Raw genomic sequence first — 23,927 nt, forward strand, 5'->3', positions numbered from 1 at the left:
CACGTGGACCCCAAGAAGCTGCTCGTCGTCCTCTGCGCCCTGGTCGGCCTCGCCTGCGGAGCGGGCAGCTCCGCCGCGCGCGAACAACCCGCCGCGACCCAGCCCACGATGGTCCAGCCCGCGCCGGTCCAGCGGCCCCAGCCTGCCAAGGGTGCCGTTGAGCTGGGGGAGACCGTCGTCCTCAACGCCGGTGACACGACCGAGGTCGCGTCGAAGGACGTCAGCATCCGGTTCGCTCGTCTGGTGTCCGATTCCCGCTGCGCCGCGGGCATGGTCTGCGTCTGGGAAGGGGAGGCCGTGATCGAGCTGGCCTTGGCCGAACCGGGACGCGGTGAGCGGACGACGGCGGAAGTCGCCTCCACCGGGCGGGGTGGCCGGCAGTCCGTCGAGTTCGCCGCCTGCCGGGTGGACCTGGTCGCCGTGAGTTCGGGGGGCGACCAGGTCACCCTGCGGGTGTCCAAGGCTTGACCGACCGAGCGGGCACGGCCTCGCTCAGAGCGGGTTCCCCCAGCCGTCGAGGTACGCCACTTCGGACAGCGGCACGCGCGACGCGGGTTTGAAGTCCGGCACCGTCGTGTAGGCGACCGGCAGCAGACCGACCTGCGTGACGTCGGCCGGGATGCCGAGGATTTCGGCTGCCTCCGCTTCGTGCGTCAGGTGATACGTCGTGAGCGTCGAGCCGAGGCCGCGTGAGCGCAGCGCCAGCTGGAAGTTCCACACCGCCGGGAAGATCCCGCCGTAGAACGCGGCGTCGGTCGCGTTGTCACCGGCCGGCCTGCCGGTCAGGCACGGGATGACGAACACCGGCACCCGGTCGATCACGTCGATCAGGTGCTGTCCCGAGGCGAACGCCCGCGCCACGGAAGGTTCCGTGATCGCCTCGCCCAGCGCCGCGGCGTTCGCCTCCAGGTACGCCTTCCCGACCCGCCGGAACAGTGCGGACAGCCGGTCCTTCACTTCCTGATCCCGTACGACGAGCCATCGCCACGCCTGCTGGTTCCCCGGCGTGGGTGCCTGCAACGCGAGCCGCAGGCACTCTTCGAGCACCTCGGGTTCCACCGGCCGGTCCAGGTCGAGCTTGCGGCGGACCGCTCGCGTCGTGCTGAGCAGATGGTCGGTGACCGAGGTGTCCATGTCCCGCCTTTCAGTGGTGCGCCGCCAGGAAGCGGTCGACCAGCTCGCTGATCGGTTCGACGTCCTCCTCCAGCGCGAAGTGCCCGGTGTCGAAGAAGTGAACCTCCGTCGAAGGAACATCATTCCGGAACGCTTCGGCTCCCGCAGGGACGAAGAACAGGTCGTTGCGGCCCCAGACGGCGAGTACGGGCGGCTGCGCTTCCCGTAGCCACGCCTGGAACTTCGGGTACACGGGCGGGTTGTTCCGGTAGTCCCAAAGCAGGTCCTGCATCGCCTCCACGCGGCCGGGACGGTCGAGGAAGTACTGGTCCAGCAGGTGGTTCGAAGGATCGATCGTCTCCGGAGCGCGGGCGCCCTCGGTGTACTGCCACTTGATGGGTTCCGGCTGGAGGATCTCCGCGAACCCGCGCCGCGCCTCGGTCTCGTCCGTCAGGGAAGCGAAGTCCGGCATCGCCGGGCCGAGCCCTTCGACGTAGGCGTTGCCGTTCTGCGTGATCAGCGCCGTGACCTCGGACGGCCGCGAGACGGCCAGCCGCAGCCCTACCGGGGCACCGAAGTCGAAGACGTAGAGCGCGTATCCGCGCAGTTCCAGCGCGTCCACGAAGTCGCCGACCACCTCGGCGAGCCGGTCGAAGGTGAACGTGAAGCCCTCGGGCGTGACCGTCTGCCCGAATCCGGGCAGGTCCGGCGCGATGAGCCGCCACCGGCCGGCGAGACGGCGCATCAGCCGCACGAACTGGTGCGACGACGTCGGGAAGCCGTGCAGCAGCAGCAAAACGGGTGCGTCGGGGGCACCGGCCTCGCGATAGAAGACCTCGACGTCGCCGAGTTTGACCGAGCGGTGCCGGATGGTCGTCATGAACACTCCCTAATGGTTAGAACTGTCTTGAACCATTAGTACCTGATAGTGTCAAGGCATGCTCGATCTCGACACGCTCCCCGGTGACGATCTCGCGGTGAACCTCGCCGACACCGTGATGCTGGCCGTCTCGCCGTCGGTCGATCTGCTCGACGACGGCCACGAGAGGTTCTGGTCGAGGCAAGCGCCCCTGCTGCCCGAAGGCGCCCGGCCGCCGTCGGCCGCGCAGACGAGGCGGCTGCGGTCAGCGGTGCGTGAGGTGCTGGAGGCGACCGTGGCCGCGCGGGCGCCCGAGGCATGGGCGGTCGAGCGGGTCAACGCGGCCGCGGCCGCCGTTCCCACCAGCCCGCGGCTGACCGCCGAGGGAGCGAAGACGTCCTGGCACGGCGAGGACGGCGGCGAGATCGCGCTCGCCGCCGTCGCGGTGGCCGCGATCGACCTCGTGTCCGGTCCGCGAGCCGCCCAGCTGCGGCGATGCGGCGCATATGACTGTTCGATGCTGTTCGTGGCGGCCAACAGGAGGCGTGTCTGGTGCACGCCGTCGCTGTGCGGCAACCGCGTCCGGGTGGCCCGGCACGCCAAGAAGGGCTGAAAGCGCCCTGAAGCTACAACTCCAGCAGCATCCGGCTGTTGCCCAAGGTGTTGGGCTTCACGTACGGCAGGTCGAGGAACTCCGCGACGCCCGGGTCGGCCGAACGCCGCATCTCCTCGTAGACCTCCTGGGTCACCGGAGTGCCGTCGATCTCGACGAAGCCGTGGCCTGCGAAGAAGTGGGTCTCGAAGGTCAGCACGAACAGCCGCTTCAGCCCGATCTCGCGGGCGAAGCCGATCAGCTGCTCCACCAGCGCGTGCCCGATGCCGCGACCACGGGAGGCCTTGTCGACGGCGATGGTGCGCAGCTCGGCGATGTCCTCCCACAGCACGTGGAGCGCGCCGCAGCCGAGCACGTCGTCACCGTCCTCGACCACCCAGAACTCCTGGACGCTCTCGTAGAGGGTGACGAGTTCCTTCTCCAGCAGCACCGTCCCCGCGTCGGAGTCGACCAGCGCCTTGATCTTGCGGACGTCCGCGATCCGCGCCCGGCGGACGGTCGGATGGCGGCGAAGGAGAGGGTCTGAGGGCACGTCCACCATTAAGCCATCCGCGAGGCATCCCCCGGTCGAGGGCTCGCCCGAGCGAGCGATCGCCGACCCCGCGAACAGGCCAGCTACCCTAAGGCACGTGCCTTCTCCCACCACTGATCCTGTCGCCACCCGCCGCGTGTCCTTGCTGACCCTCGGTTGCGCCCGCAACGAGGTCGATTCCGAGGAACTCGCCGGACGGCTGGCGGCGGGCGGCTGGGAGCTCGCCGCCGAGCCCGAGGACTCCGACGTCGTGGTCGTCAACACCTGCGGCTTCGTCGAGTCCGCCAAGAAGGACTCGGTCGACACGCTGCTCGCCGCGTCCGACACCGGCAAGAAGGTCGTCGCCGTCGGCTGCATGGCCGAGCGTTACGGCAACGAGCTGGCCGAGAACCTGCCGGAGGCCGACGCGGTCCTGGGCTTCGACCACTACGCAGACCTCTCCGAACGCCTCGACGACGTCGTGGCCGGTCGCAAGATCGAGTCCCACACCCCCTCCGACCGCCGCAAGCTGCTGCCGATCAGCCCGGTCCAGCGCCCGGACGCCGCCGAGTCGGTCGAGGTGCCGGGGCACGCGCAGCACGGCTGGGGCCCGCGAGTGCTGCGGACCCGGCTCGACACCTCCCCGGTGGCCGCGCTGAAGATCGCGTCCGGCTGCGACCGGCGCTGCTCGTTCTGCGCGATCCCGTCGTTCCGCGGCTCCTTCGTGTCGCGGCAGCCGGACGAGATCGTCGCCGAGGCGATGTGGCTCGCGGAGAACGGCGTCAAGGAGGTCTTCCTCGTCTCGGAGAACTCGACCTCCTACGGCAAGGACTTCGGCCGTGACGGCGCCCGCGCGCTGGAACTGCTGGTCCCGCGTCTGGCCGCGGTGCCCGGGATCGAACGCGTCCGCGTCTCGTACCTGCAGCCCGCCGAGACGCGCCCCGGCCTGGTCAAGGCCATCGCGACCACGCCGGGCGTCGCCGACTACTTCGACCTCTCCTTCCAGCACTCCAGCGAGACCGTGCTGCGCCGCATGCGCCGCTTCGGCTCCACGGACTCCTTCCTCGCGCTGTGCGACCAGATCCGTGAGTACTCGCCCAACGCCGGCATTCGCACCAACGTCATCGTCGGGTTCCCCGGCGAGACCGAGGAGGACCTCGCCGAGCTGGAGCGCTTCCTGAACGGCGCGCGGCTGGACGCGGTGGGCGTCTTCGGGTACTCGGACGAGGACGGCACCGAGGCCGAGACCTTCGACGGCAAACTCGACGAGTCCGTGGTGACCGAGCGGGTCGCGCGGATCTCCGCGCTGGTCGAGGAACTGACCTCGCAGCGGGCCGAAGACCGGATCGGTGACTTCGTCGACGTCCTCATCGAGCAGGCCGAGGACGGCGAGGACCCCATCGGCCGCGCCGCGCACCAGGCCCCCGAGGTCGACGGCGAATGCGTCCTGATCGAGACGGACGACCTGCCCGCGCTGGCGGTGGGTGACTTCGTGCGCTGCGAGGTCGTCGACTCCGAAGGTGTCGACCTGATCGTGCGGCCCGCACCGCCCGAGGCCGACCGGTGAATGCCGCCCCGAGCGACGCCGGGGCCGGTGAGGGGACGGGCGGTGAACACGCCCGGGTTCCCGAGGCCACCCCGGTCCCGACCCTGAATCTGGCGAACCTGCTCACGATGTCGCGGCTGGTGCTGGTGCCGCTGTTCGTGCTGGCGCTGTTCACCGGCGACGGGGTGGACACCTTCTGGCGCGCGATCGCCACCGCGCTGTTCGCGATCGCGTCGTTCACCGACCAGGTCGACGGCTGGGTGGCGCGCAAGTACGGGCTGATCACCGACTTCGGCAAGATCGCCGACCCGATCGCGGACAAGGCGCTGATCGGCGCCGCGCTGATCGGGCTGAGCGTGCTCGGCGAACTGGGCTGGTGGGTCACCATCGTCATCGCGATCCGCGAGATCGGGGTGACGCTGCTGCGGTTCTGGGTGATCCGGCACGGTGTCATCCCGGCCAGCCGCGGCGGCAAGGCCAAAACGCTCGCGCAGGTCGCGGCCATCACCGCGTACCTGCTGCCCCTGCCCGCGTCGGCAGAGCCGGTGCGCTGGGTGCTGATGGGCCTCGCGCTCGTGCTGACCGTCGTGACCGGGCTCGACTACGTCGTGCGCGCGGTGCGGCTGCGCGCGGCGGGACGGCGTGCCGCGGGCGCATGAAACCTGAGACCTTGATCACTCACCTGATCGAGCGCGGGGAGACGGTGGCGACGGCGGAGTCGCTGACGGCCGGTCTGGTGTGCGCGACGCTGACCGAGATCCCCGGATCGAGCGCCGCCGTCCGCGGCGGCCTGATCGTCTACGCGACCGATCTCAAGGCGACGCTGGCCGGCGTCGACGAAGGCCTCCTCGCCGCGCATGGCGCCGTGCATCCCGAGGTCGCGGTGCAACTGGCCGTCGGCGCGAAAGACCGGTGCGGCGCCACCTGGGGCCTCGGCCTCACCGGCGTCGCGGGTCCGGACGGACAGGACGGTGTGGCACCCGGCACCGTCCATGTCGGGCTCGCGGGCCCGGACGTGCTCACCGTCCGTACGCTGGACTTGAGCGGTGATCGAGCCTCGGTCAGGGCCGGTGCGATCGAGGGCGCGTTCGCCCTGCTGGGGGAACATCTCGCATGATCGCCGCGTTCGCCCTTGGCGTATTGCCGTGTCAACACCTGCGCCCGGGGCACCGCTCTGGGTAACGTAGGGGGTAGTCAGTCCTGGAAGGGAGGCGCGTGATGACCGTGCTGTTGCGCGAGGCGATCGGCGACCGGCTCCGACACGCCCGCACGAACCAGCGTCGAACGCTGCGGGACATCTCCCGCGCCGCCAGGGTGAGCCTCGGATACCTGTCCGAGGTCGAGCGTGGGCAGAAGGAGGCGTCCAGCGAGCTGCTGGCGTCCATTTGCGAGGCCCTGGAACTTCCGCTGGGCGAACTCCTGCACAAGGTCGCGGCGGACGTCTCGGCGATGGACAACGTCGAGGTCGCTCCGGTGGACGAGAAGGTCGAGGCCGGAAAGCGACGCGTTCCGGAGCGGGAGAAGACCGAAGCGGGCGAGCTCGAAGGCGGCCGCCTGGTGTCCGAGCTGATCGGCAACGACCTGGCCGATCTGCGGATCTCGCCCCCGCCGCGGATGAGCCCCGCCCTGCGGACGACCATCTCCGCACCGAAGATGGTCGCCGCCTAGCAAGGTTGTGAACGGGAAAGGCCCCAGGCAGTCCGCCTGGGGCCTTTCCCGTCAGTTCGCGACGCCGTCGAACGTGCCGGCCTGGTACGAGCCGCCCTTGGTGTGCGTGATGACGAGCAGCCGGTTGGCGGCGTTGATCATCGCGACCAGGTAGACCAGCGCGGCGGTCTGATCGTCGTCGTAGTGCTTCCGCACCTGGGCCCAGGTCTCGTCGGAGACGCCCTGGTGCGCGTCGACGATCCGGCTGCCTTCCTCCGCGAGCGCCAGCGCGGCCTGCTCGGCCTCGGTGAACACCGTGGATTCGCGCCAGGCGGCGACCAGGTTGACGCGGACCGCGGGTTCGCCGGCGGCCGCCAGGTCCTTGGCGTGGGCGTCGACGCAGAATCCGCAGCCGTTGAGCTGGCTGGCCCGCAGCGACACCAGCTCCTGGGTGACCTTGGGCAGCGTCGACCCCTTGATGGCCACACTGACTCCTGCGAAGCGCTTGCCGATCTTCGCGCCGAGCTCGTTGCTGTTCAGATCGAAACGGGAATCCATGATCTCGTCCTCATCGGTGGTCGTTGGCTGAACCGGACGACCACCAGATGCCGGGAGCCCGCCGGCCCTGACAGCATCGGAACGTGACGTGCGCCACGCAATCGACGTGTCAGAAATCGAGGGGGCGCGGCGTCTGGTGGAGACACCGTCGCCGAGAACAGGAGCCATCCATGTCCGACACCGCGACGGAGGCGTTCGTCGCCCACCGGAACCTGCTGTTCACCGTCGCCTACGAGATGCTCGGCTCGGCCGCCGACGCCGAAGACGTCCTCCAGGAGACCTGGCTGCGCTGGTCGGGCGTCGATCTCGGCACCGTGGAGAACCCGCGGGCCTATCTGGTCCGCATCACCACCCGGCAGGCGCTCGGCAGGCTGCGCACGCTCGGCCGCCGCAAGGAGTCCTACGTCGGCCCTTGGCTGCCCGAACCGCTGCTCACCACCCCCGACGTGGCCGAAGACGTCGAACTGGCCGACAGCGTCTCGATGGCGATGTTGCTGGTGCTGGAGACCCTCACGCCGACCGAACGCGCGGTGTTCGTGCTGCGTGAGGTGTTCGACGTGGCCTACGGCGAGATCGCCGAAGCCGTCGGCAAGACCCCGGCCGCGGTCCACCAGATCGCCCACCGGGCCCGGGCGCACGTCGCCGCGCGGCGACCGCGAGGTGCCGCGTCCCCCGGTGAGACCCGCGACGTGCTCGACGCGTTCCACCGCGCGGTCCGGACAGGTGACCTGCAAGGACTGCTCGACGTCCTCTCACCGGACGTCGTCTTCCTCGGCGACGGGGGCGGCGTGGTGCAGGCGGTGCTCGAACCCGTCGTGGGCGCGGCCATGGTCGCGCCGCTGCTTGCCGCGAGCCGCCCGGTCCGCGACGACGCGGCGACGATGCGGACGGCGCAGGTCAACGGGCATCCCGCGCTGATCCTCCGGCTCGGAGACGAGGTCGACACCGTCCTCGCGCTGCGCGTCGACGACGGCCTCATCACCGGGCTCTACGCGGTACGGAACCCCGAAAAGTTGTCACGCATGGAACAGGAGACCGCTTTGCGCCGCTGACTCCGGCCGTTTTCACCCACGGTCACCGGACGGTGAACCCGAAAGGTCGCGGACATCACAGTCAGGGGGATCCCTGAATTCCGTCGGGGTCGCCTGGAACGCGGGACGCCGACCTGACACGATGGAACTCAACGCCGGGGTCGGGACGTTGCAACATCACAGAGGGGACGCCCCACCTCGAGGTAACAGCCCGTGGGATGCGAGAAGGCAGGCGGAGGAGATGGCCAACCCGTTCGTGAAGTTCTGGAAGTACATGATGGCGGCGTTCTCGTCGAAGATCGACGAGCACGCCGACCCGAAGGTACAGATCCAGCAGGCCATCGAGGAGGCGCAGCGCAATCACCAGTCGCTGACCCAGCAGGCCGCCTCGGTGATCGGTAACCAGCGCCAGCTGGAGATGAAGCTGAACCGCCAGCTCGGCGACGTCGAGAAGCTCCAGGCCTCGACCCGCCAGGCATTGGTGCTCGCCGACGAGGCGCGCGCCAAGGGCGACGAGCAGAAGGCGACCGAGTTCGAGAACGCCGCGGAGAGTTTCGCCGCGCAGCTCGTCACCGCCGAGCAGAGCATCGAGGACCTGAAGACCCTGCACGACCAGTCGCTCCAGGCTGCGGCGCAGGCGAAGAAGGCCGTCGAGCGCAACGCGACCATGTTGCAGCAGAAACTGGCCGAGCGCACCAAGCTGCTCTCGCAGCTGGAGCAGGCGAAGATGCAGGAGCAGGTCTCCGCTTCGCTGAACCAGATGAGCGAGCTGGCGGCGCCGGGCAACACCCCGTCACTGGAAGACGTTCGCGACAAGATCGAGAAGCGCTACACCACCGCGCTCGGCTCGGCCGAACTCGCACAGAACTCCGTCCAGGGCCGGATGATGGAGGTCCAGGCCTCCACCACGCAGCTCGCGGGGCACTCCCGCCTGGAGCAGATCCGTGCGTCCATGAAGGGCGACTCCGTCGCTCAGGTGACGGACGGCAAGACCGCCGCCGCGGCGCCGAAGGCGTCGGGCTCCGCGGACATCCAGCGTGAGATCCAGGCTCGGGTTCAGGCCGAACAGGGCAAGAACCCCGCCTGACACACCACCTAGAGCCGGTCCCGCACCCCGCGGGGTGCGGGACCGGTCTCATACTGACGACAGGGGCGAGGGCAATGGGCCAGGGCAGGCGCAAGGACTTCGGGGAGTTCACCGCCAAGCTTGAGAAACACATCGAAAAGCTGCCCGACTACGCCCAGCGCGCGCAGGAGAAGCTGCAGCGCTACATCCCGCCCTCCGAGCAGGGGTCTTCGCGGCCCGCTCGGCCGGCGCCGCCCAAGCCGCGCCCGCAGATGCCGCCGATGCCCGCCATGCCGAAGATCTCGCAGCAGCTGACGTCGATGGCCGCGGGCCAGATCCCGGTCGTGGCCGACGCGAAGGCCAAATGGGCCCGCTGGAACGAGCCGGCCGCCAAACTGGAGCGACGCAAGCGCCGGACCTCCCGCGCGATGACGTTCTGGATCCTCCTCACCATCCTTTGTGGACTATTCGCCGTCGTCGCGGGCACCGGCCTGCTGAAGTCGGGCGAGGCCGACATCCTCCAGGCCATCGCGGGCGGCGCGTTCACCATCGTCTTCGGCACCTTCGGCGTCCGCTCGGGACTGCGGCTGCGGGAACTCAAGCGCACCGTGCTGCCCGCCGCGCCCGCCGCTCCGCCTCCGCTGCCTCCGGCTCGGTCCGTGGCGCGTGAGCCGATGGAGCGCCTCGCCGAGAGCGAGGCTTCGCTGACGGAGCTGCTTCGCCAGCTTTCGCAGCCGACGTCGCTCGGCACCATGCCGGTGTCGGAGATCGCCGTCGCGGACGCCCGGACCACCGCCGCGGAGGCCGCGCAGGCCCTGCGCGGGCTGGCGGGCCGGATCCAGGCCATCGAGCGCGGACGGGACGCCGCGCCCGAGCGCGAACGGGGCGCCCTCGACGCCGCCATCAAGCAACTGCGCGAACAGCTCGACGACGGTCTCGACGGTTACGGCGGTCTCGTCGCGGCCGCCGGGCACACCGTCGCCGCGAGCTCGGACGGCATGACGTCGTCCAAGGAGCAGCTGTCCGACGCGACCGACAAGCTCGCCGGACTGGCCATGGCGCTGCGCGAGCTCTCCTGACAGTACGGCCTGCGCCCCGTGGCCCCTTGCCTGCTCAAGTCCGTGAAGGCCTCCTTGAGGGACCCAGGGTCCCTTAAGGAGGCCTTCACGGACTTCAAGGTGGGCCTCTAGGCGCGGGCGCCGGCGTACTCTCGCCTAGGAGAGCCGTCCTGAGCAGGCGCTTTCCTGGACCATCGTCCCATTCGTCGTCGCTAATACTCCATTGCGTAACGACTCGCTCACTGTGTGATACCGAAATGCTCGCGTAACCCGAAACCGCTGGTGGCGGCAACCCGCGATGCTTAACGTTTCTTACATGCACGCAGTGCTCTTCCCAGCTCGGGCCTGAACCCAGCCCGCGTGAGCGGGCGTCCCAGGGTGGCGGACCGGACACAGTGGATCTCGCGCAGTGGTCTTTCTCGTCCCCACCGAGGAAAGGACGCCCAGTGACGACGCTCCCCCCGGAACCAGAACCGACCCCAGCCTCGCCTCCCAATTCCTACCAACGCGTCATAGCGGCCTACGACCGGATCGCCGAGGTCGACCGGCCCGACGTATGGATCACCCTCCGCCCCGTGGAAGACACCCTCGTCGACGCCAAAGCGGTCGATGAGCGCGTTCGCGCGGGTGTGGACCTGCCGCTCGCCGGAACCCTGATAGCGGTCGCCGATGTGCTCGACGTCGCCGGTCTGCCGACAGCGGGGGAGGACGTCTGCTGTGTCGGCGCCACCTCGGTGTCCCGGCTGACCACGGCCGGGGCGGTGGTGATCGGCAAGACCAACTGCGATCGGTTCGGCAGCGACCTCGAGCACACCCACAGCCCGTACGGCGGCGTGAGCGCCGCACTGAACACCGCCCGCGTGTCCGGAAGCGCGAGCAGTGGCGCGGCCGTCGCCGTCGCGCTCGGGCTGGTCGATCTGGCGGTCGGCACGGATACGGCGGGAGCGGGCCGCGTGCCCGCGTCGCTCAACGGGATCGTCGGGCTGAAGCCGACCTTGGGCCTCGTGCCCAAGACGGGCGCCGCGCCGTGCGCCGGGATCTCCCTGTTCTCGCGCAGTCTCACGCTGGGCCAGCGCGCGCTGGGGCTGATGACCGGCCCCGACGGGATCGACCCGCTCGCCAGGGATTGGCCGCCGGACGTCCGGTTGTCCGCGGGGGATCGGCCGCGCGTGGCGATTCCCGGCTCCGACGCCCTCACCGGTCTTTCGCTTCAATCACGGTCGGCCTTCCTCGGCGCGGTTTCGGCGCTGCGGGCGTCCGGGGCGCTGGTGGAGCCGGTGGAGGTCTCGGCACTGCTGTCGGTGGGCGAGCTGATCCACGACGACGGCTTCACCGCGGACAGGCAGCGCGTCGCCGAGGCCGGGATGATCGCGCTCCGGATGCTGTCCGAGTACGACGCCTTGGTCCTCCCGACCGTCGCCGACCATCCCGAGGTCGCCGAGGCGCTGTCCGATCCGGAAGGTGTCACGAAACGCCTGGAGCGCTTCACGGCTTTCGTCAACCTGCTCGACCTCGCCGCCGTCACGGTGCCGGCGTCTCCCTCGGATCTCGGGCCGTACGGGGTTTCGGTGGTGGTACGGCCGTTCGACGACCAGGTCGCCATCGACCTCGCCGCCGTGCTCACCGACGAACAGGCCGACTTCCCTTATCCCACACCGGGTGCGGATCTCGTGGTGTTCGGCGCGCATCTGCGCGGGCAGCCGTTGAACGGGCGGTTGGTCGCCGCGGGGGCGCGGTTCACCGGGCTGGTCCAGACCGGCGAGGGCTACCGGATGGTGTTGCTGCCGTCCGATCCGCCGCAGCCTGGGGTGGTGCCGGTGGACGCCATGGGCGAGCACACGATGCTTTCGGGTGAACGCTGGCGGCTCTCGCCCGCCGCTCTCGGTGCCTTCGCGGCCACGCTGCCCGCCCCGTTCGTCCTCGGCCGGATCCGGCTGGAGAACGGGGAGACGCCGATGGCCGTCCTGTGCGACCAGGCCGCCACGGGGAACGCGATGGAGCTGACGAAGTACCAGTGCTGGCGTGCCTACCTGAGGTTCGTCAGTACGGCCGGGCCGCGAGACCTCGGGCGACCCGCTTGACCAGACCGGGACCGTGCAGGGCGAAACCGGTGTAGAGCTGGACGAGACCGGCGCCGGCGTCGAGCATCCGTGCGGCGGCACCGGCGTCGAAGATCCCGCCGACGCCGATGATCGGCAGCTTGCCGCCGGTTTCGTCGTGCACGAACCGCACCACCTCGACCGAGCGCGCGGTGAGCGGGCGGCCGGACAGACCGCCCGCCTGCTCACCGACGGCGGCCTCGGGCGGAGCGATCCCTTCACGGGACAAGGTCGTGTTGGTCGCGATCAGCCCGGCGACACCGTGTTCGAGGCAGACCTCCAGCAGTTCCGCGAGCGCTTCGTCGGTGAGGTCGGGGGCGACCTTCACCAGCACCGGCGTCGGCTTCGCGTCGCCGGCGAGCTCTGCCGAGGTCTTCCGGAGTTCGGAAAGCAGTTCGGCCAGCGCGGATTTGTCCTGCAACGCCCGCAGTCCCGGCGTGTTCGGGGAACTGACGTTGATCGCGAAGTAGTCGGCGTACGGGTACAGCGCCCGCAGCGAAAACCGGTAGTCCTCGACGGCCTCGTCGAGCGGGGTCACCTTGGACTTTCCGATGCTGACGCCGAGCGGCACCGGCGGCTTCCCGCCCGCGGCCAGACGGGCGGCGAGCGCTTCGGCGCCCTCGTTGTTGAAGCCCATCCGGTTGATCACCGCGTCGGTCTCGGCGAGGGTGAACAGCCTCGGTTTGTCGTTGCCCGGCTGCGGATACCGGGTGACCGTGCCGACCTCGACGAAACCGAAGCCGAGCGCGGGCCACGCGTGCAGCGCGCGGCCGTTCTTGTCCATCCCGGCGGCGAGGCCGACCCGGTTCGGGAAGCGGAGACCGAGGAAGGTGACCGGATCGTCCGTCCGGTAGACGCGGCCGAGCGCGCCGAGCGCGGGGGAGACCCGGCTCAGCCTGGCGAGCGTGCCGATGGTGCGTTCGTGCACGGTTTCGGGGTCGCTGCCGGAGACCCGGTAGAGAGCGGGGCGGACGATCTTGTCGAAGAGCACGGCCCCATCATGCCTGGTCGCCGCTAGCGGCTCGCCTTCCACTCGTCTTCGAGCATCGCGAAGACGAGTTCGTCACACCATTCACCCTTGACCAGTTCGTTGTGCCGCAGGTGTGCCTCCTTCTGCATGCCGAGGCGTTCCATCAGCGCGGTCGAGGCGGTGTTGCGGCCGTCGCAGCGGCCGATGATCCGGTGGAGCCCGAGATCTTCGAAGCCGAGCCGGAGTACTTCGACGGCGGCTTCGGCGGCGAGCCCCTTGCCGTGGTGGTCGGGGTGGAAGACGAAGCCGATCTCGCCCTGGCGCTTCTCGCGGCTGAGGTATTCGAGGTTCAGGTCGCCGATCAGCTGCCCGGTCTCGGTCAGTTCCGCGGCCACCGCGAGGAACTGGCCTTCCTTCGACAGGCTGCTGCTGTGCACCCGTTTGGCGAGCGCGGCGGCGGATTCGGCCCGGCTGCGCGGGCCCCAGTAGAGGTAGCGGGCGACGTCGGCGCGGGACTGGAAGGAGTTGAGTTCGTCGAGATCCGCCGGGGTGAAGGCGCGGAGGGTCAGGCGCTGGGTGATGATCGGGAAATCGGGCCTCAGCATGGCGTCAGGCTATCCAGTCGACGAGGTTCCTGGGGACGGAATTGCGGCGGACGGTCCTTCGGGACGGCAGGCGGCACACCCGGAAATAGGGGTACCCCCGAGGTGGCTCCCGGACGCCGGAATCGGCGGCCGGGCCCGAGCCGGACCGGTGCTCGGGAACCTCGGGGGCCCGGTGACTGCCTGGTATTCGCTATCAGGCATCACGCGAAGCAGAGACGACGAGCCGAAGGTGGCTCCAACTTGCGTTGTATCGCTGCTCAAAAGTCCTACGCGTGCAGTCCGCTAGCGGACAGTCACCTCACGAGTCCTGTTGGAATACAACTTTGGACCACCTCCTCTCTCGTGTACCGCCACGCTATGCGAGGACTTCGGGGTCCTGCAACAAGTTTTCTTCGATCTCCGTCACAAGGACGGCCTTGTCCGCCGAAGGCAGAAAAGACGCCTCCACGGCGTTCTTCGCGAACCGGGCGATTTCGGTCGCGTTCAGGCCCAGCGTTTCGGCGACCGCGACGTACTCGCCGTCGAGGGTGGCGCCGAACATCGGCGGATCGTCGGTGTTGAGCGTGACCACCACGCCGTGGTCGAGCAGCCGCCGCACGGGATGCGCCGCGACCGAGGCGAACTGTCCCGTCCGGACATTCGACGTGGGGCAGACCTCCAGCGGGATCCGTTGCACGGCAAGGTATTCCAGTAGCGCCGGATCGGTGTGCGCGCCGACGCCGTGCCCGATCCGCTCGGCGCCCAGATCGTGCACCGCGGACCAGACGGTGGCGGGCCCGGTGGTCTCGCCCGCGTGCGGGACGCTGTGCAGCCCCGCCTCCCTGGCCGTGGTGAAGAACGGGGCGAACTGCGCGCGGCCGACGCCGACCTCGGGTCCCCCGAGACCGAAGGACACCAGGCCTTCGGGGCGTTCGCGGAGCGCGAACACGACCGTCTCACGGCCGGCGACGATCCCCTTCTCACCGGGAATGTCGAAGCACCAGGCCAGTTCCACCCCGTGGTCCGCCCGTGCCGCCGCCCGTCCGGTGGCCAGACCGGTGAGGAGATCGTCCGTCGACATCCCGTCGAGCACGTGGTTGTACGGCGTCACGGTCACTTCGGCGTAGCGGGCGTTCTGCGCGGCCAGATCGGCCGCCAGCCCGGTGACGAGCGTGTGGATGTCGCGGGCGTCGCGCACCAGCGACGTCACCGCCAGGTAGTTGCGGAGGAAATGCGGGAAATCGCGGAAGGTGAAGAACTCGGCGAGCGCCGCGGGGTCGGTCGGCACCCCCGCGGACGGGCGGCGCCTTGCCAGTTCCAGCACCGTGGGCAGGCTCGCCGAACCGACGAGATGGACGTGGAGTTCGACCTTCGGCAGGGCGTGCACGAACGCGCGCAGCGCCTCGCCCGTGAGGATTCCGGGCATGACAGAGCTCCCTGGGGAAAGAAGTGAAGGTGACGTGCGGAGGAAGCGGACGGCTCAGGGAGCGAGGTCGCCGCGTTCGGTGTCGGCCCCGTAGAGCGGGAGCTTGAAGAGCGTCACCAGGCCAGCTTAGCGGCTCGGAGCGGGTCCGGACTGGCATCGCGGGCAGAACCAGGTCGGCCTCGCCTGGTGCCCGGCACCCTGGGACGCGACCCGGAGCGGTCCGCCGCAGCGGAAGCAGCCTTGTTTGGTCCGTTCGTAGACCCAGTGTTCACGGCCGCGGCGCAGATCGCCGGTGGTGGTCTGCGAGGTGCGCCACGCGTTGGTCTTCAGCAGCTTGCGCCCGAGCGCGACGGCCTTCGCCGGGTCCACTTCGGACACCTGCGTCCATGGTGTGACGCCGAGCAGGAAGCACATCTCGACCTTGTACATGTTGCCGATCCCCGCCATGATCCGCTGATCCAGCAAGGCATCGCCCAGTTCGCGATCCGGGTCCGCGGCCAGTGCGGTCGCCGCCTGCTCGACAAGTTCGTCCGTCCATTGTGGATCGAGCAGATCCGGGCCGAGGTGGCCGACCAGCCGGTCTTCCTCGTCCGTGGGCACGAGTTCGAGGTCGTGCACGCGGAAACCGATCGCCTGCAGATCCTCGGTGGCGAGGATGACCCTCGCCTGATGCGCCGGGTTGCGCCAGCGCGCGCCCGCCCGGTAGACGTCCCACTTGCCGTCCATCCGCAGGTGGCTGTGCAACGTGATCCCGTCGGAGAACCGCGTCAGCAGATGTTTGCCGACCGTGCCGACGCCGAGCACGTCACGGCCGGCGAGATCCGTCGTGGCCAGCTGAGGGACCCTGAACTCGCCTCGCAGCAAGGTCTTCCCGGCCAGTGCCTTGTCGAGGACCTTGCCGGCGAGGAAGACTGTGTCGCCTTCGGGCATCGGCCGTCAGCCCGTGCCGGTGTCGCTCAGCTTGGCGGGCTTTTCGGTGGTCTCCGGATCCTCGTCGCCGCGGACGCGATGCCGTCCGGCCCGGCTCGAGCGCAGGACCTTCGCCAGCACCATGTTGAAGGTGAGCGCGATCTCCTGCGCGCCGGGGGAGTGCCATTCGTGGATCGGGCTGCACGCGCCTTGGGCCTGCTGCACCGCGAGCCTGTCCGGGATGGCCGTCGGCATCACCAGCGGGCCGAAGTTCTCCCGCAGTTCGGCCACGCGGAACTGGTGCTCGTAGGAACGCACGCGGAGCTTGTTGACCACGACACCGATCGGCCGCAGCCCCGGGTTCTGCTCCTCGCGGATCTTCTCGATCGCCTCGAGCGCGCGGCGGGCGCCGGAGACGGCGTACATCGTCGGCTCGGTGACGATCAGGGCGCTGTCCGCGGCCACCAGCGCGGAGCGGGTCAGTCTGCCCAGCGACGGCGGGCAGTCGAGGATCACCAGTTCGTAGGGTTCCTCGCGCAGCGGGTTCGTGTGCAGTTCGTCGAGCGCGCGGGAGAGATTCTCCAGGCGACGGTTGTCGGCGTCGGGTTCGTTGAGCATTTCGAGCTCTTCGGCGCCGACGAGGACGTCGATCCGGTCGCTCCACACGCTGGGCGCGATCGCTCGTTCGAGCACCGAGCGCACCGGCGTCTCCAGGACGTCGGCCAGCGTGCGATCGGTGAGGGGCGGGTCCAGCGAGGTGGTGGCGTTGCCTTGCGGGTCGAGGTCGGCCACAAGGGTCCGGGCGCCCCTACGCAGCGCGGCGGACGCGACACCGAGGGCGACCGTCGTTTTACCGACGCCACCCTTCAGGCTGAGAACAGCGACCGTGTGCACTCGATACAGCCTACGGGCAGTCGGCGGGGTGGCTCCTTGGCAAGGTGTCGAACACCGCATCGGACTACACCCGGCGGCGCCCGGAAGGCGGGCATTACCCTGTGCGTTTATGAAGACGGACACCGTGGCCACGCGGGGATCGGGGGCGGTTCGCCGGGTTCTCGAAGCAGAACTCCGGGCCGCACGGGCGCGAGGCGCGCAACAGCCGCACGTCGTCGACGTAGGCGGCGGCAGCGGCGGCTGGGCGGTGCCGCTCGCCTCGGCGGGCTGCCTGGTGACCGTCGTCGAGCCGAACCCCAACGCGCTGGCGACCCTGCGCCGCCGCGCCGAGGAGGAGGGCGTCTCCGGCAGCATCACGGTGATCGCCGACGACTCCGACGCGCTCGGAGCCCACGTCGCGGACGGCTCGGCCGACCTCGTCCTCGCGCACGGGCTGCTCGAAGTCGTCGACGACCCGGCGCTGGTGCTCGCCGCGCTGGCCGCGGCGGTCAAACCCGGCGGCGCGGTCTCGGTGCTGGTGGCGAACCGCCACGCCGCGATCCTGCAGCGTGCGCTGGCCGGACGGCTCGGCGAGGCACGGGAACTGCTCGCGGCGGAGAGCGGCGTGCTCGGCGGCGGCCGGGAGACCGTGCTGCGGCGCTTCGACGCCGAGGCCCTCCGCGCGCAGCTGATCGACGTGGGGCTCGAGGTGACTTCGCTCCAGGGCGACGGCGTCGTGGCGGACTTCGTGCCCGGCGGGGTGCGGGAAGAGGAGCTGGCGGAGTTCGAGCTGGCGGCGGCGTCGGTTCCGCCGCTGCGGGACATCTCCAGCAGGCTGCACTTCCTGGCCCACCGCCCCTGACCCTCGTGAGTGGCCAGGACGGTTATTGAGTGGTACGGCAGGTCGGGTGTGATCCCTGGTGACGCTGGGACGGCTGTGAGGCCAGGCCTCCGGTCGTGGAACATCGGCGCGCGACACGCCACGTTTGCCTTACCTCTCAATAGAACCGTCCTAACCACTCACGAGACTGTCGGTGGTCCGGGCTAGCTTCTGCCTGTGGGAAGAAACGCTGAACTGCCCGGCGGGATGGCCCGCTACCGGGTGACGACCGGGGCCACCACTTGGCCCGACGACACCGGCTGCGGTCTGCTGCACGTCGACATGGACGCCTTCTTCGTGTCCTGTGAGCTGCGCACGCGACCGGAGCTGGTGGGGAAGCCCGTGGTCGTCTCCGGCGGCGGCCCGAGGTCGGTCGTGGCGGCCGCGAGCTACGCGGCGCGCGAGTTCGGCGTGCGGTCGGCCATGCCGTTCTCGACCGCCAAACGGCTCTGCCCGCAGCTGATCTGCATCACCCCGACACCGGGGCTGTACGGCGAGGTGTCGAAGGGGGTCATGGGGATCTTCCGCGAGCTGACGCCGCTGGTGGAGCCGCTGAGCCTGGACGAGGCCTTCCTGGACGTCAGCGGGGCGCTCAAACGGCTGGATTCCTCACCCGCCCGGCTTGGCGCCTGGATCCGGGAGCGGGTCGCCGCGGACTTCGGGATCAGCTGCTCGGTCGGCGTCGCGAAGGTCAAGTTCGTCGCCAAACTGGCGTCCGGGATGGCGAAACCGGACGGCATGGTCGTCGTTCCCGCGGCCGAGACGCTCGCGTTCCTGCACCCGCTGCCGGTGTCGGCACTGTGGGGCGTCGGCAAGCGCACCGAGGAGCACCTGCGCCAGCAGGGCCTCGACACCATCGCCGACGTCGCCGCCGCCCCGCTGCCCAGGCTGAGGCGATCGCTCGGACGGGCGTTGGGGGAGCACCTGTTCGCGCTCGCGCGCGGCCACGACGAGCGCGAGGTCGTCCCGGAGACGCCGGACAAGTCGATCGGCGCCGAAGTGACCTTCGACGTCGACCTCCACGACCGCTCCGCGCTCGGGCTGGAACTGCTTCGGTTGTCGGAACGCGTGGCCGCCACCCTGCGCCGCCGCGGGGTGCGCGGGCGGACGGTGTCGATCAAGGTCCGGTTCGCGGATTTCAAGACCATCACCCGCGCCAGGACAACCGCCGTACCGGTGGACGTGGCCCGCGACATCCACCGCACCGCCGTCGAGCTCCTCGCCGAGCACGCGCCGACGGGCGCAGTCCGCCTGATCGGCGTAAGAGTCGAGGGATTGGACACGGAGAGTGATGGAGAACAGCTGCTTTTCGACTCACCGGAACCCCGTTGGCGGGATGCGGAACTCGCCGCCGACGTCGCGAGGTCCAAGTTCGGTGACGGCGCGGTGCGGCCGGCGTCACTGCTGACCCCCCGTGACCAGTGACATCGGCCGCTCGGCCGTCTTCGAGAGAGCCGCGTCGGGTGGTTTCGGCCAATTTGATCCCTTCTGGATACGGGATCGGGTAGTCGGACGAGCGCGGGGCTCGTATCCTGGACAGAGACACCCCGCCTGGGGTTGTCTGTTGGGTCCATGACGTTGCGCGGCCCGGCGCCCGCGACAGCTGTGCCGGAGGAGGAAAGATGCCACTCTCCGAGCATGAGCAGCGGCTGCTCGATCAAATCGAGCGCGAGCTCTATGCCGAGGACCCCAAGTTCGCATCCACGGTGCGAGGCACCCGGTTGCGCCGCCCCGCCCGCCGACGGCGTTTGCAGGGCATCGCCCTGTTCGTAGTGGGCGTCGCACTGTTGGTGCTCGGCGTGGTGGTCAACATCCGGGTCGCCGAAATCCCAGTGATCAGCGTGCTCGGGTTCCTCGTGATGTTCTTCGGAGTCATGATGGCCGTCACATCGATTCGGCAAGGAGCCGAAACGGAAGGCGGTAAGGACAGCGGTGGCCCAGGGGCCGGCGGAGGTGGCGGCGGCAAGTCGTCCCCGCGCCGGAGCTCCTTCACCCAGCGCATGGAAGAGCGCTTCCGCCAGCGCTTCGAGGAGCAGTAGCTCTCACACACGCGAACATGCCGACGAGGCGGTGCCTCGTCGGCATGTTCGCGTTGAAGTACGTCGTGAGTGGCGATTCGGGTTAGAACCCGAATCGCCACTCACGACCACCGGAACCCCAGCCCGGCGTGAGGGGGAGCGGGCGGCTCCTTCAGTGCTTCCGATGGCCCGGCGCCGAAGTCTGATGGCATCCCCAGAGCCGTGAAAACTCCCGTGAGCGCCAGACTGGAGTCCTTCACGGACTCGCGATACCGGCTCACCCATCACGGGTACCTGAACATCGTCGACTCTGACCTTCAGCCCTGTGCCCAGCGCAAGAAGGGGGCCGCCCTGTACGAGGAGCGGCCTACTTCTTCCCTCGCCGCAGCGACCGCGGGAACAGGCGGCCCTTCCACGACATGGGCGCGTTCCGTTTCAGGCTCTTGCGCACCTCGTCGAAGGCCGGGCCCAGCTCCTGGTCGTCCGCCGGCAGGTCCGAGTACCAGGACTTCTCCACGACGCCGATGACGGTCCGCAGGCCGGTGCGGCCGTCCTCGTCCAGGCGGTGCTTCTCGACGACCTTCCGGCCCGCCACCCGCACCGTGTCGCCGTCGGACAGCGGCAGGCCGCGGTCCGCGCATTCGTCCATCAGTTCCCGCCACGCCGCGTCGGCCGCGGCGGGAGAGTGGGACGCGATCTTCTGCAGCCGCAGCCGCCGCTTGATCTCCCGGATCGTCGTGGGCGTCCCGAACACGCCGAGGACGACCACCAGCGCCAGCGCGAACCACCACGACACCCAGGCCGCCAGGAAGGCGAACGCCGCGACCCACAGGCCGATCGCGATCAGCGGCAGCCAGTTCGTCACGTTCTGGTTGTCCAGGAACCCGTTGTCCTCGCGGTCCGCGGCCGAGGAGGCCCCAGGCCGCATCAGCGCCCGGTATCTCAACCGGGACCGCACGATCGCGACCACCGTCAGCGCGGCCGCCAAGCCACCGAGGATCCCGGCGAGGATCGCGGGCCACAGCGGCTCTTCCTCCTGCTGATCACCATCGCCGTCCGCGCCGAGGTCCGCGCCCGGGTCGCGGGGCGTGCCGGTGGCGGGGGCGCTCGACGCGGGCGCGCTCGGCACTTCCTGGGTGTCGTTGGTCGCGGAGCTGCTGGTGTCGGTCTGCAGATACGGCGGGACGACCGCGCGGCCGTCGAGCAGCGGGGTCGGGTCGAAGCTGACCCAGCCCTTCGTCTGGAAGTAGACCTCGACCCACGCGTGCGCGTCCTCGGAGCTGATCGAGAGGTAGTCGCCCTTCGGGGTCCCGGAGGTGAAGCCGATGGCGACTCGCGACGGGATGCCGACCGACCGCAGCATCACGGCCATCGCGGACGCGTACTGCTCGCAGAATCCGCGTTTGCCGTTGAGGATGAAGTCGGCGAGCGCGTCGGAGTCGGTGGCGTCGGCGGTCTTGGTGTCGTAGACGAAGCCGTTCTGCGCGGTGAAGAACGACCAGATCGCCTGCGCCTTGTCGAAGTTGTTGGACTCGTTCTCCGTCAGCTGCTTGGCCTTGGCGACGACCCGGGGATCGACTCGGTCGACCTGGACGAACTGCTGCGGTACCTCGGCGAGGCGGGGGTCGTCGAGCCGGAGCTGGTCCTTCGACGGCTCCTTGATCGACGCCGTCTCGGTGTAGGCGGGCGCGTTCTGCTTGGTCGTGGTGAACACGGCACCACCGACCGGGTCGTACAGCCAGTTGTCGGCCAGTCCGTTGATCGACCGCGGCGCGCCGTAGATCGGCAGCCAGTTGTCGACCCAGTTCGTCGGCTCGATCCGGATGTCCCGCGCGGGGCCGGCGCCGTCGTCGCCGGGAGCGGGCGGGAGGCCTTTGTTGGCCTGCACCCCCTGCTGGGCGCGGCCGTTCTGCGCCAGCCCCCAGCCCTTGTTCGGGGTGTACGTGTCGAGGGTGAAGGCGCGGAGCAGGCGTTTGTCCGCGCCCATCCCGTAGACCTTGAACAGTTCCACGTTCTCGCCCTGGTCGAGCAGGCCGCGCAGCTGGGTGAACGGCTCGACACCGAAGCCGCCCGCGCCGCCGCGGCCGGTTCCCTCGGCGCCTGGGAGTTTGCCGACCGTGCCGATCCCGGTGACGGCCGTGCCGATCACCAGGCCCATCGCGATCGCCGCGGCGACCACGCCGACAGGCGCGGACAACGTGCTCGCCGAATTGCCCAGCCCCGGTGCCTCGCGGTTGCGCCAGCGGCGGTGCCGGTGGTTGCCGTCGACGGCGAGCAGCCCGGCGAACGCGGCCGCGCCCAGCAGGAACGTCCACCACGGCAACATGTCCTCGGCCAGCGCCGCCGGGACGGCGTACACGCACAGCAGGACCAAGCCGGTCGCGGCGGGCGCGGCGGCGGCCACGGCCAGCGTGTCGACCAGGACGGCGACCAGGCCGATCGCGATGGTGACCAGGCAGAGGATCGGCGGCGTGCCCTCGATCGGGGGCAGTCCGACGCGGATCTGTTCGGCCGCCGCGGCGAGTACGCCGCGCAGTTCTTCGAGTGCGTCCGGCCCGGGGATGATCTTCAGGATCCCGCTGGTGGTGAACGCCCCGGTGATCAGGAACAGCAGTACCAGCAGCTGCGCCAGGCCGACGACGATGGTCGGCGCGCGCAGCGACCGCAGGGCGAGCCCGGTGGAGGCGATCAGCACGACGGCGACCAGCAGGTAGCCGAACCACGCCCAGCCGGAGACGACGCCGGTGAGCGAGGTCGAGGCGAACAGCGTGGCGAGTCCGGCGGCGACCGGGGCGAGCACACTGCTCGTCCAGAGCGGCGGCGGCGCTTCGGGACGCGGGCGGGGGGTGTGCGGGCGGGGTGGCGCGGTCGCGGTCACAGGCCGCCTCCGATCAGGGTGCCCCGGCGGGTGGCCGTCTGGCACAGCTCGGCCCACACCTGCTGCATCGACGATCCGGGGCCGGCGACGACGACGCCCCAGCCCGCGGCGCGCAGCAGCGCGACCGACTCCTCGGTGGCGGCGGCGCGGTTCTCCGGGCGGTTGACGCCGGAGGACCAGCCGGGGGTGTCGAGCAGCACGGCGAGGCTCCGGATCCCGCGCGGGCGGTACCGGGACAGCTCGTGCACGGATTCGTTGCTGACGGTGCCGAGCACGGCGATGAGTTCCTGTCCTTCGGCCGGGTCGTGGCCGAGGGTGATGTCGCGCTGGTGCGCGGGCTGGAGCGCGGCGAGGACGTCGAGCACGACGTTGTCGTAGTGCTCGCCACCCTCGCCGGGGGTGTCGGCCAGGGTCTGGCCGTGTTCGGTGATCAGCCGGACGCGGTGACCGGAGCGGCGCAGGTGCAGGCCCACGGAAGCGGCGAACGAGACGGCCCATTCGAGGCTCGCGGCGGGACCGGTGCCGTGGTGCGCGGCCGCGCGGTGATCCAGCAGCACCGTCGTGCCGCCACGCCAGGGCCGTTCCTCGACGCGCACCATGATCTCGTCGCGGCGGGCGGTGGAGCGCCAGTGGACCTTCCGCAGGTCGTCGCCCTGGCGGTACTGCCGGACGATCACGTCCGCCTCGCCCTGTCCGGCGTGCAGGCGGATGCTGCCGTCGTCGCCGGCCCCGATCCCGGCACCGCTGGGCAGCCCCCACAGGCCGACCACCTTCGGCACGACGACCAGCCGGGAATGCCCGATCAGCTCACGTTCGAACTCGCACAGTCCGAACGGGTCGGTGATCGTCGCCCGCAGCGGGCCGACCTGCTGGATACCCCGCAGCACCGGCTGAAGCGGATACCGCAGCGCGACGCGGCGATCGTGGGGGAGCCGTTCGACGACGAACCGCGGCCGCGAACCCAGCGCGTACGGCACACCGTCTTCGAGCAGCACCTCGCCGGCCGGGAGCCTGCCGTCGCGCCAGAGTTCGAGCTGGACCTCGCCCGGCGAGCCGACCGAGACCCGCTCCGGGCGCAGCGAGCGGGCCGCGCCCAGCCGCAGCCGGGTCGCCGAGATGAAGAAGGCGACCAGCAGCGGCAGGGCGATGACGAACACCGCGACCCGCAGCAGATCCCGTTCGTTGAGCACGAACGAACAAGCCGCCGCGGCGACGCCGGCGGCGAGGAGGCAGCGGCCGCGTGTGGTCAGGCCGGACAGAGCACGCAGCATGGCCCCGTATTCCTTCT

The 23,927-nt window shown here is 70.0% G+C and carries 24 protein-coding genes; 13 read left to right on the forward strand and 11 right to left on the reverse strand.

All coding sequences use genetic code 11. From position 1 onward, the window contains the following. Positions 1–3 precede the first annotated feature (3 nt). On the forward strand, positions 4–468 hold the full coding sequence (locus DL991_RS16980) for a hypothetical protein (RefSeq protein WP_125785289.1): 465 nt from the start codon (positions 4–6) through the stop codon (positions 466–468). Positions 469–492: 24 nt separating this feature from the next. On the opposite strand, the gene DL991_RS16985 is transcribed toward DL991_RS16980, so the two are convergent. Both DL991_RS16985 and DL991_RS16990 read right to left on the reverse strand, forming a co-directional pair. Further along, positions 493–1,134 carry a nitroreductase family protein gene (locus DL991_RS16985; protein WP_125785290.1) on the reverse strand — a complete coding sequence of 214 codons (642 nt, stop codon included), beginning with the start codon at positions 1,132–1,134 and terminating at the stop codon, positions 493–495. Positions 1,135–1,144: 10 nt separating this feature from the next. Further along, positions 1,145–1,993 (reverse strand): alpha/beta fold hydrolase, encoded by an 849-nt coding sequence (locus DL991_RS16990; RefSeq protein WP_125785291.1) that lies wholly within the window; start codon positions 1,991–1,993, stop codon positions 1,145–1,147. A gap of 58 nt (positions 1,994–2,051) precedes the next feature. Between DL991_RS16990 and DL991_RS16995 the strand changes: the two genes are divergently transcribed. After that, positions 2,052–2,585 (forward strand): ABATE domain-containing protein, encoded by a 534-nt coding sequence (locus DL991_RS16995; protein ID WP_125785292.1) that lies wholly within the window; start codon positions 2,052–2,054, stop codon positions 2,583–2,585. 13 nt (positions 2,586–2,598) lie between these two features. Here the strand turns inward: DL991_RS16995 and DL991_RS17000 are convergent, their stop codons facing one another. After that, on the reverse strand, positions 2,599–3,126 hold the full coding sequence (locus DL991_RS17000) for an amino-acid N-acetyltransferase (protein ID WP_199753985.1): 528 nt from the start codon (positions 3,124–3,126) through the stop codon (positions 2,599–2,601). Positions 3,127–3,214: 88 nt separating this feature from the next. On the opposite strand from DL991_RS17000, the gene rimO reads away from it, so the two are divergent. The 4 genes from rimO to DL991_RS17020 all read left to right on the forward strand — a co-directional run bounded on the left by rimO (position 3,215) and on the right by DL991_RS17020 (position 6,310). Further along, the gene (gene rimO, locus DL991_RS17005; RefSeq protein WP_125785294.1) at positions 3,215–4,663 is read left to right on the forward strand and encodes a 30S ribosomal protein S12 methylthiotransferase RimO; all 1,449 of its coding nucleotides are present in this window, start codon (positions 3,215–3,217) and stop codon (positions 4,661–4,663) included. Next, entirely contained in the window at positions 4,660–5,301 is a 642-nt protein-coding gene (pgsA, locus tag DL991_RS17010) for a CDP-diacylglycerol--glycerol-3-phosphate 3-phosphatidyltransferase (protein WP_125785295.1), read from the forward strand. The genes rimO and pgsA overlap by 4 nt, the downstream gene beginning before the upstream one ends. Continuing rightward, positions 5,298–5,759, forward strand: coding sequence for a CinA family protein (locus DL991_RS17015; protein WP_125785296.1), 462 nt, complete (start codon positions 5,298–5,300; stop codon positions 5,757–5,759). The genes pgsA and DL991_RS17015 overlap by 4 nt, the downstream gene beginning before the upstream one ends. Positions 5,760–5,860: 101 nt before the next feature. After that, the gene (locus DL991_RS17020) at positions 5,861–6,310 is read left to right on the forward strand and encodes a helix-turn-helix domain-containing protein (RefSeq protein WP_199746542.1); all 450 of its coding nucleotides are present in this window, start codon (positions 5,861–5,863) and stop codon (positions 6,308–6,310) included. A gap of 51 nt (positions 6,311–6,361) precedes the next feature. Here DL991_RS17020 and DL991_RS17025 read toward each other — a convergent pair whose 3' ends face one another. Continuing rightward, complete coding sequence (locus tag DL991_RS17025; RefSeq protein WP_125785298.1) at positions 6,362–6,847, reverse strand: carboxymuconolactone decarboxylase family protein; 486 nt, start codon at positions 6,845–6,847, stop codon at positions 6,362–6,364. Between the two features lie 170 nt (positions 6,848–7,017). On the opposite strand from DL991_RS17025, the gene DL991_RS17030 reads away from it, so the two are divergent. From DL991_RS17030 to DL991_RS17045, 4 genes are all read left to right on the forward strand, one after another. Beyond that, entirely contained in the window at positions 7,018–7,899 is an 882-nt protein-coding gene (locus tag DL991_RS17030) for an RNA polymerase sigma-70 factor (protein WP_125785299.1), read from the forward strand. Between the two features lie 220 nt (positions 7,900–8,119). Beyond that, positions 8,120–8,965 carry a PspA/IM30 family protein gene (locus DL991_RS17035; RefSeq protein ID WP_125785300.1) on the forward strand — a complete coding sequence of 282 codons (846 nt, stop codon included), beginning with the start codon at positions 8,120–8,122 and terminating at the stop codon, positions 8,963–8,965. Between the two features lie 74 nt (positions 8,966–9,039). Then, a complete protein-coding gene (locus DL991_RS17040) occupies positions 9,040–10,023 on the forward strand; it encodes a hypothetical protein (RefSeq protein ID WP_125785301.1) in 984 nt (327 codons plus the stop codon). Positions 10,024–10,448: 425 nt separating this feature from the next. Then, positions 10,449–12,083: an amidase family protein gene (locus tag DL991_RS17045; RefSeq protein ID WP_125785302.1), complete on the forward strand. Its 1,635-nt coding sequence runs from the start codon at positions 10,449–10,451 to the stop codon at positions 12,081–12,083. Here the strand turns inward: DL991_RS17045 and DL991_RS17050 are convergent. The 5 genes from DL991_RS17050 to DL991_RS17070 form a co-directional block, all read right to left on the reverse strand. Further along, a complete protein-coding gene (locus DL991_RS17050; RefSeq protein WP_125785303.1) occupies positions 12,043–13,092 on the reverse strand; it encodes a quinone-dependent dihydroorotate dehydrogenase in 1,050 nt (349 codons plus the stop codon). The two genes, DL991_RS17045 and DL991_RS17050, sit on opposite strands and share 41 nt — an antisense overlap. Positions 13,093–13,115: 23 nt before the next feature. Further along, positions 13,116–13,676: a GNAT family N-acetyltransferase gene (locus tag DL991_RS17055; protein WP_125785304.1), complete on the reverse strand. Its 561-nt coding sequence runs from the start codon at positions 13,674–13,676 to the stop codon at positions 13,116–13,118. A gap of 355 nt (positions 13,677–14,031) precedes the next feature. Further along, the gene (gene add / locus DL991_RS17060; protein WP_125785305.1) at positions 14,032–15,081 is read right to left on the reverse strand and encodes an adenosine deaminase; all 1,050 of its coding nucleotides are present in this window, start codon (positions 15,079–15,081) and stop codon (positions 14,032–14,034) included. Between the two features lie 126 nt (positions 15,082–15,207). Continuing rightward, positions 15,208–16,011, reverse strand: coding sequence for a DNA-formamidopyrimidine glycosylase family protein (locus DL991_RS17065; RefSeq protein ID WP_125785306.1), 804 nt, complete (start codon positions 16,009–16,011; stop codon positions 15,208–15,210). Positions 16,012–16,017: 6 nt separating this feature from the next. Beyond that, positions 16,018–16,884 (reverse strand): ParA family protein, encoded by an 867-nt coding sequence (locus DL991_RS17070; RefSeq protein WP_125785307.1) that lies wholly within the window; start codon positions 16,882–16,884, stop codon positions 16,018–16,020. Positions 16,885–16,993: 109 nt separating this feature from the next. On the opposite strand from DL991_RS17070, the gene DL991_RS17075 reads away from it, so the two are divergent. From DL991_RS17075 to DL991_RS17085, 3 genes are all read left to right on the forward strand, one after another. Further along, on the forward strand, positions 16,994–17,725 hold the full coding sequence (locus DL991_RS17075) for a methyltransferase domain-containing protein (protein ID WP_125785308.1): 732 nt from the start codon (positions 16,994–16,996) through the stop codon (positions 17,723–17,725). A gap of 225 nt (positions 17,726–17,950) precedes the next feature. Then, positions 17,951–19,168, forward strand: a complete 1,218-nt coding sequence (dinB, locus tag DL991_RS17080; RefSeq protein ID WP_125785509.1) for a DNA polymerase IV — start codon at positions 17,951–17,953, stop codon at positions 19,166–19,168. Positions 19,169–19,365: 197 nt separating this feature from the next. Next, positions 19,366–19,782, forward strand: a complete 417-nt coding sequence (locus DL991_RS17085) for a DUF3040 domain-containing protein (RefSeq protein ID WP_125785309.1) — start codon at positions 19,366–19,368, stop codon at positions 19,780–19,782. A 346-nt stretch (positions 19,783–20,128) separates the two neighbouring features. Here DL991_RS17085 and DL991_RS17090 read toward each other — a convergent pair whose 3' ends face one another. Continuing rightward, positions 20,129–22,639 (reverse strand): DUF3488 and transglutaminase-like domain-containing protein, encoded by a 2,511-nt coding sequence (locus DL991_RS17090; protein ID WP_125785310.1) that lies wholly within the window; start codon positions 22,637–22,639, stop codon positions 20,129–20,131. Continuing rightward, on the reverse strand, positions 22,636–23,910 hold the full coding sequence (locus tag DL991_RS17095) for a DUF58 domain-containing protein (RefSeq protein WP_125785311.1): 1,275 nt from the start codon (positions 23,908–23,910) through the stop codon (positions 22,636–22,638). The genes DL991_RS17090 and DL991_RS17095 overlap by 4 nt, the downstream gene beginning before the upstream one ends. Positions 23,911–23,927 lie beyond the last annotated feature (17 nt).

The sequence above is a fragment of the Amycolatopsis sp. WAC 01375 genome (assembly GCF_003947325.1).
Taxonomy (GTDB): Bacteria; Actinomycetota; Actinomycetes; order Mycobacteriales; family Pseudonocardiaceae; genus Amycolatopsis.

Bases quoted from the DNA above. Each gene is read 5' to 3' on its own strand.
- DL991_RS16985 (WP_125785290.1), bottom strand. From the start codon at position 1,134: ATGGACACCTCGGTCACCGACCATCTGCTCAGCACGACGCGAGCGGTC.
- DL991_RS16990 (WP_125785291.1), bottom strand. From the start codon at position 1,993: ATGACGACCATCCGGCACCGCTCGGTCAAACTCGGCGACGTCGAGGTC.
- DL991_RS16995 (WP_125785292.1), top strand. From the start codon at position 2,052: ATGCTCGATCTCGACACGCTCCCCGGTGACGATCTCGCGGTGAACCTC.
- DL991_RS17000 (WP_199753985.1), bottom strand. From the start codon at position 3,126: ATGGTGGACGTGCCCTCAGACCCTCTCCTTCGCCGCCATCCGACCGTC.
- DL991_RS17015 (WP_125785296.1), top strand. From the start codon at position 5,298: ATGAAACCTGAGACCTTGATCACTCACCTGATCGAGCGCGGGGAGACG.
- DL991_RS17020 (WP_199746542.1), top strand. From the start codon at position 5,861: ATGACCGTGCTGTTGCGCGAGGCGATCGGCGACCGGCTCCGACACGCC.
- DL991_RS17025 (WP_125785298.1), bottom strand. From the start codon at position 6,847: ATGGATTCCCGTTTCGATCTGAACAGCAACGAGCTCGGCGCGAAGATC.
- DL991_RS17030 (WP_125785299.1), top strand. From the start codon at position 7,018: ATGTCCGACACCGCGACGGAGGCGTTCGTCGCCCACCGGAACCTGCTG.
- DL991_RS17035 (WP_125785300.1), top strand. From the start codon at position 8,120: ATGGCCAACCCGTTCGTGAAGTTCTGGAAGTACATGATGGCGGCGTTC.
- DL991_RS17040 (WP_125785301.1), top strand. From the start codon at position 9,040: ATGGGCCAGGGCAGGCGCAAGGACTTCGGGGAGTTCACCGCCAAGCTT.
- DL991_RS17055 (WP_125785304.1), bottom strand. From the start codon at position 13,676: ATGCTGAGGCCCGATTTCCCGATCATCACCCAGCGCCTGACCCTCCGC.
- add (WP_125785305.1), bottom strand. From the start codon at position 15,081: ATGCCCGGAATCCTCACGGGCGAGGCGCTGCGCGCGTTCGTGCACGCC.
- DL991_RS17065 (WP_125785306.1), bottom strand. From the start codon at position 16,011: ATGCCCGAAGGCGACACAGTCTTCCTCGCCGGCAAGGTCCTCGACAAG.
- DL991_RS17075 (WP_125785308.1), top strand. From the start codon at position 16,994: ATGAAGACGGACACCGTGGCCACGCGGGGATCGGGGGCGGTTCGCCGG.
- dinB (WP_125785509.1), top strand. From the start codon at position 17,951: ATGGCCCGCTACCGGGTGACGACCGGGGCCACCACTTGGCCCGACGAC.
- DL991_RS17085 (WP_125785309.1), top strand. From the start codon at position 19,366: ATGCCACTCTCCGAGCATGAGCAGCGGCTGCTCGATCAAATCGAGCGC.
- DL991_RS17095 (WP_125785311.1), bottom strand. From the start codon at position 23,910: ATGCTGCGTGCTCTGTCCGGCCTGACCACACGCGGCCGCTGCCTCCTC.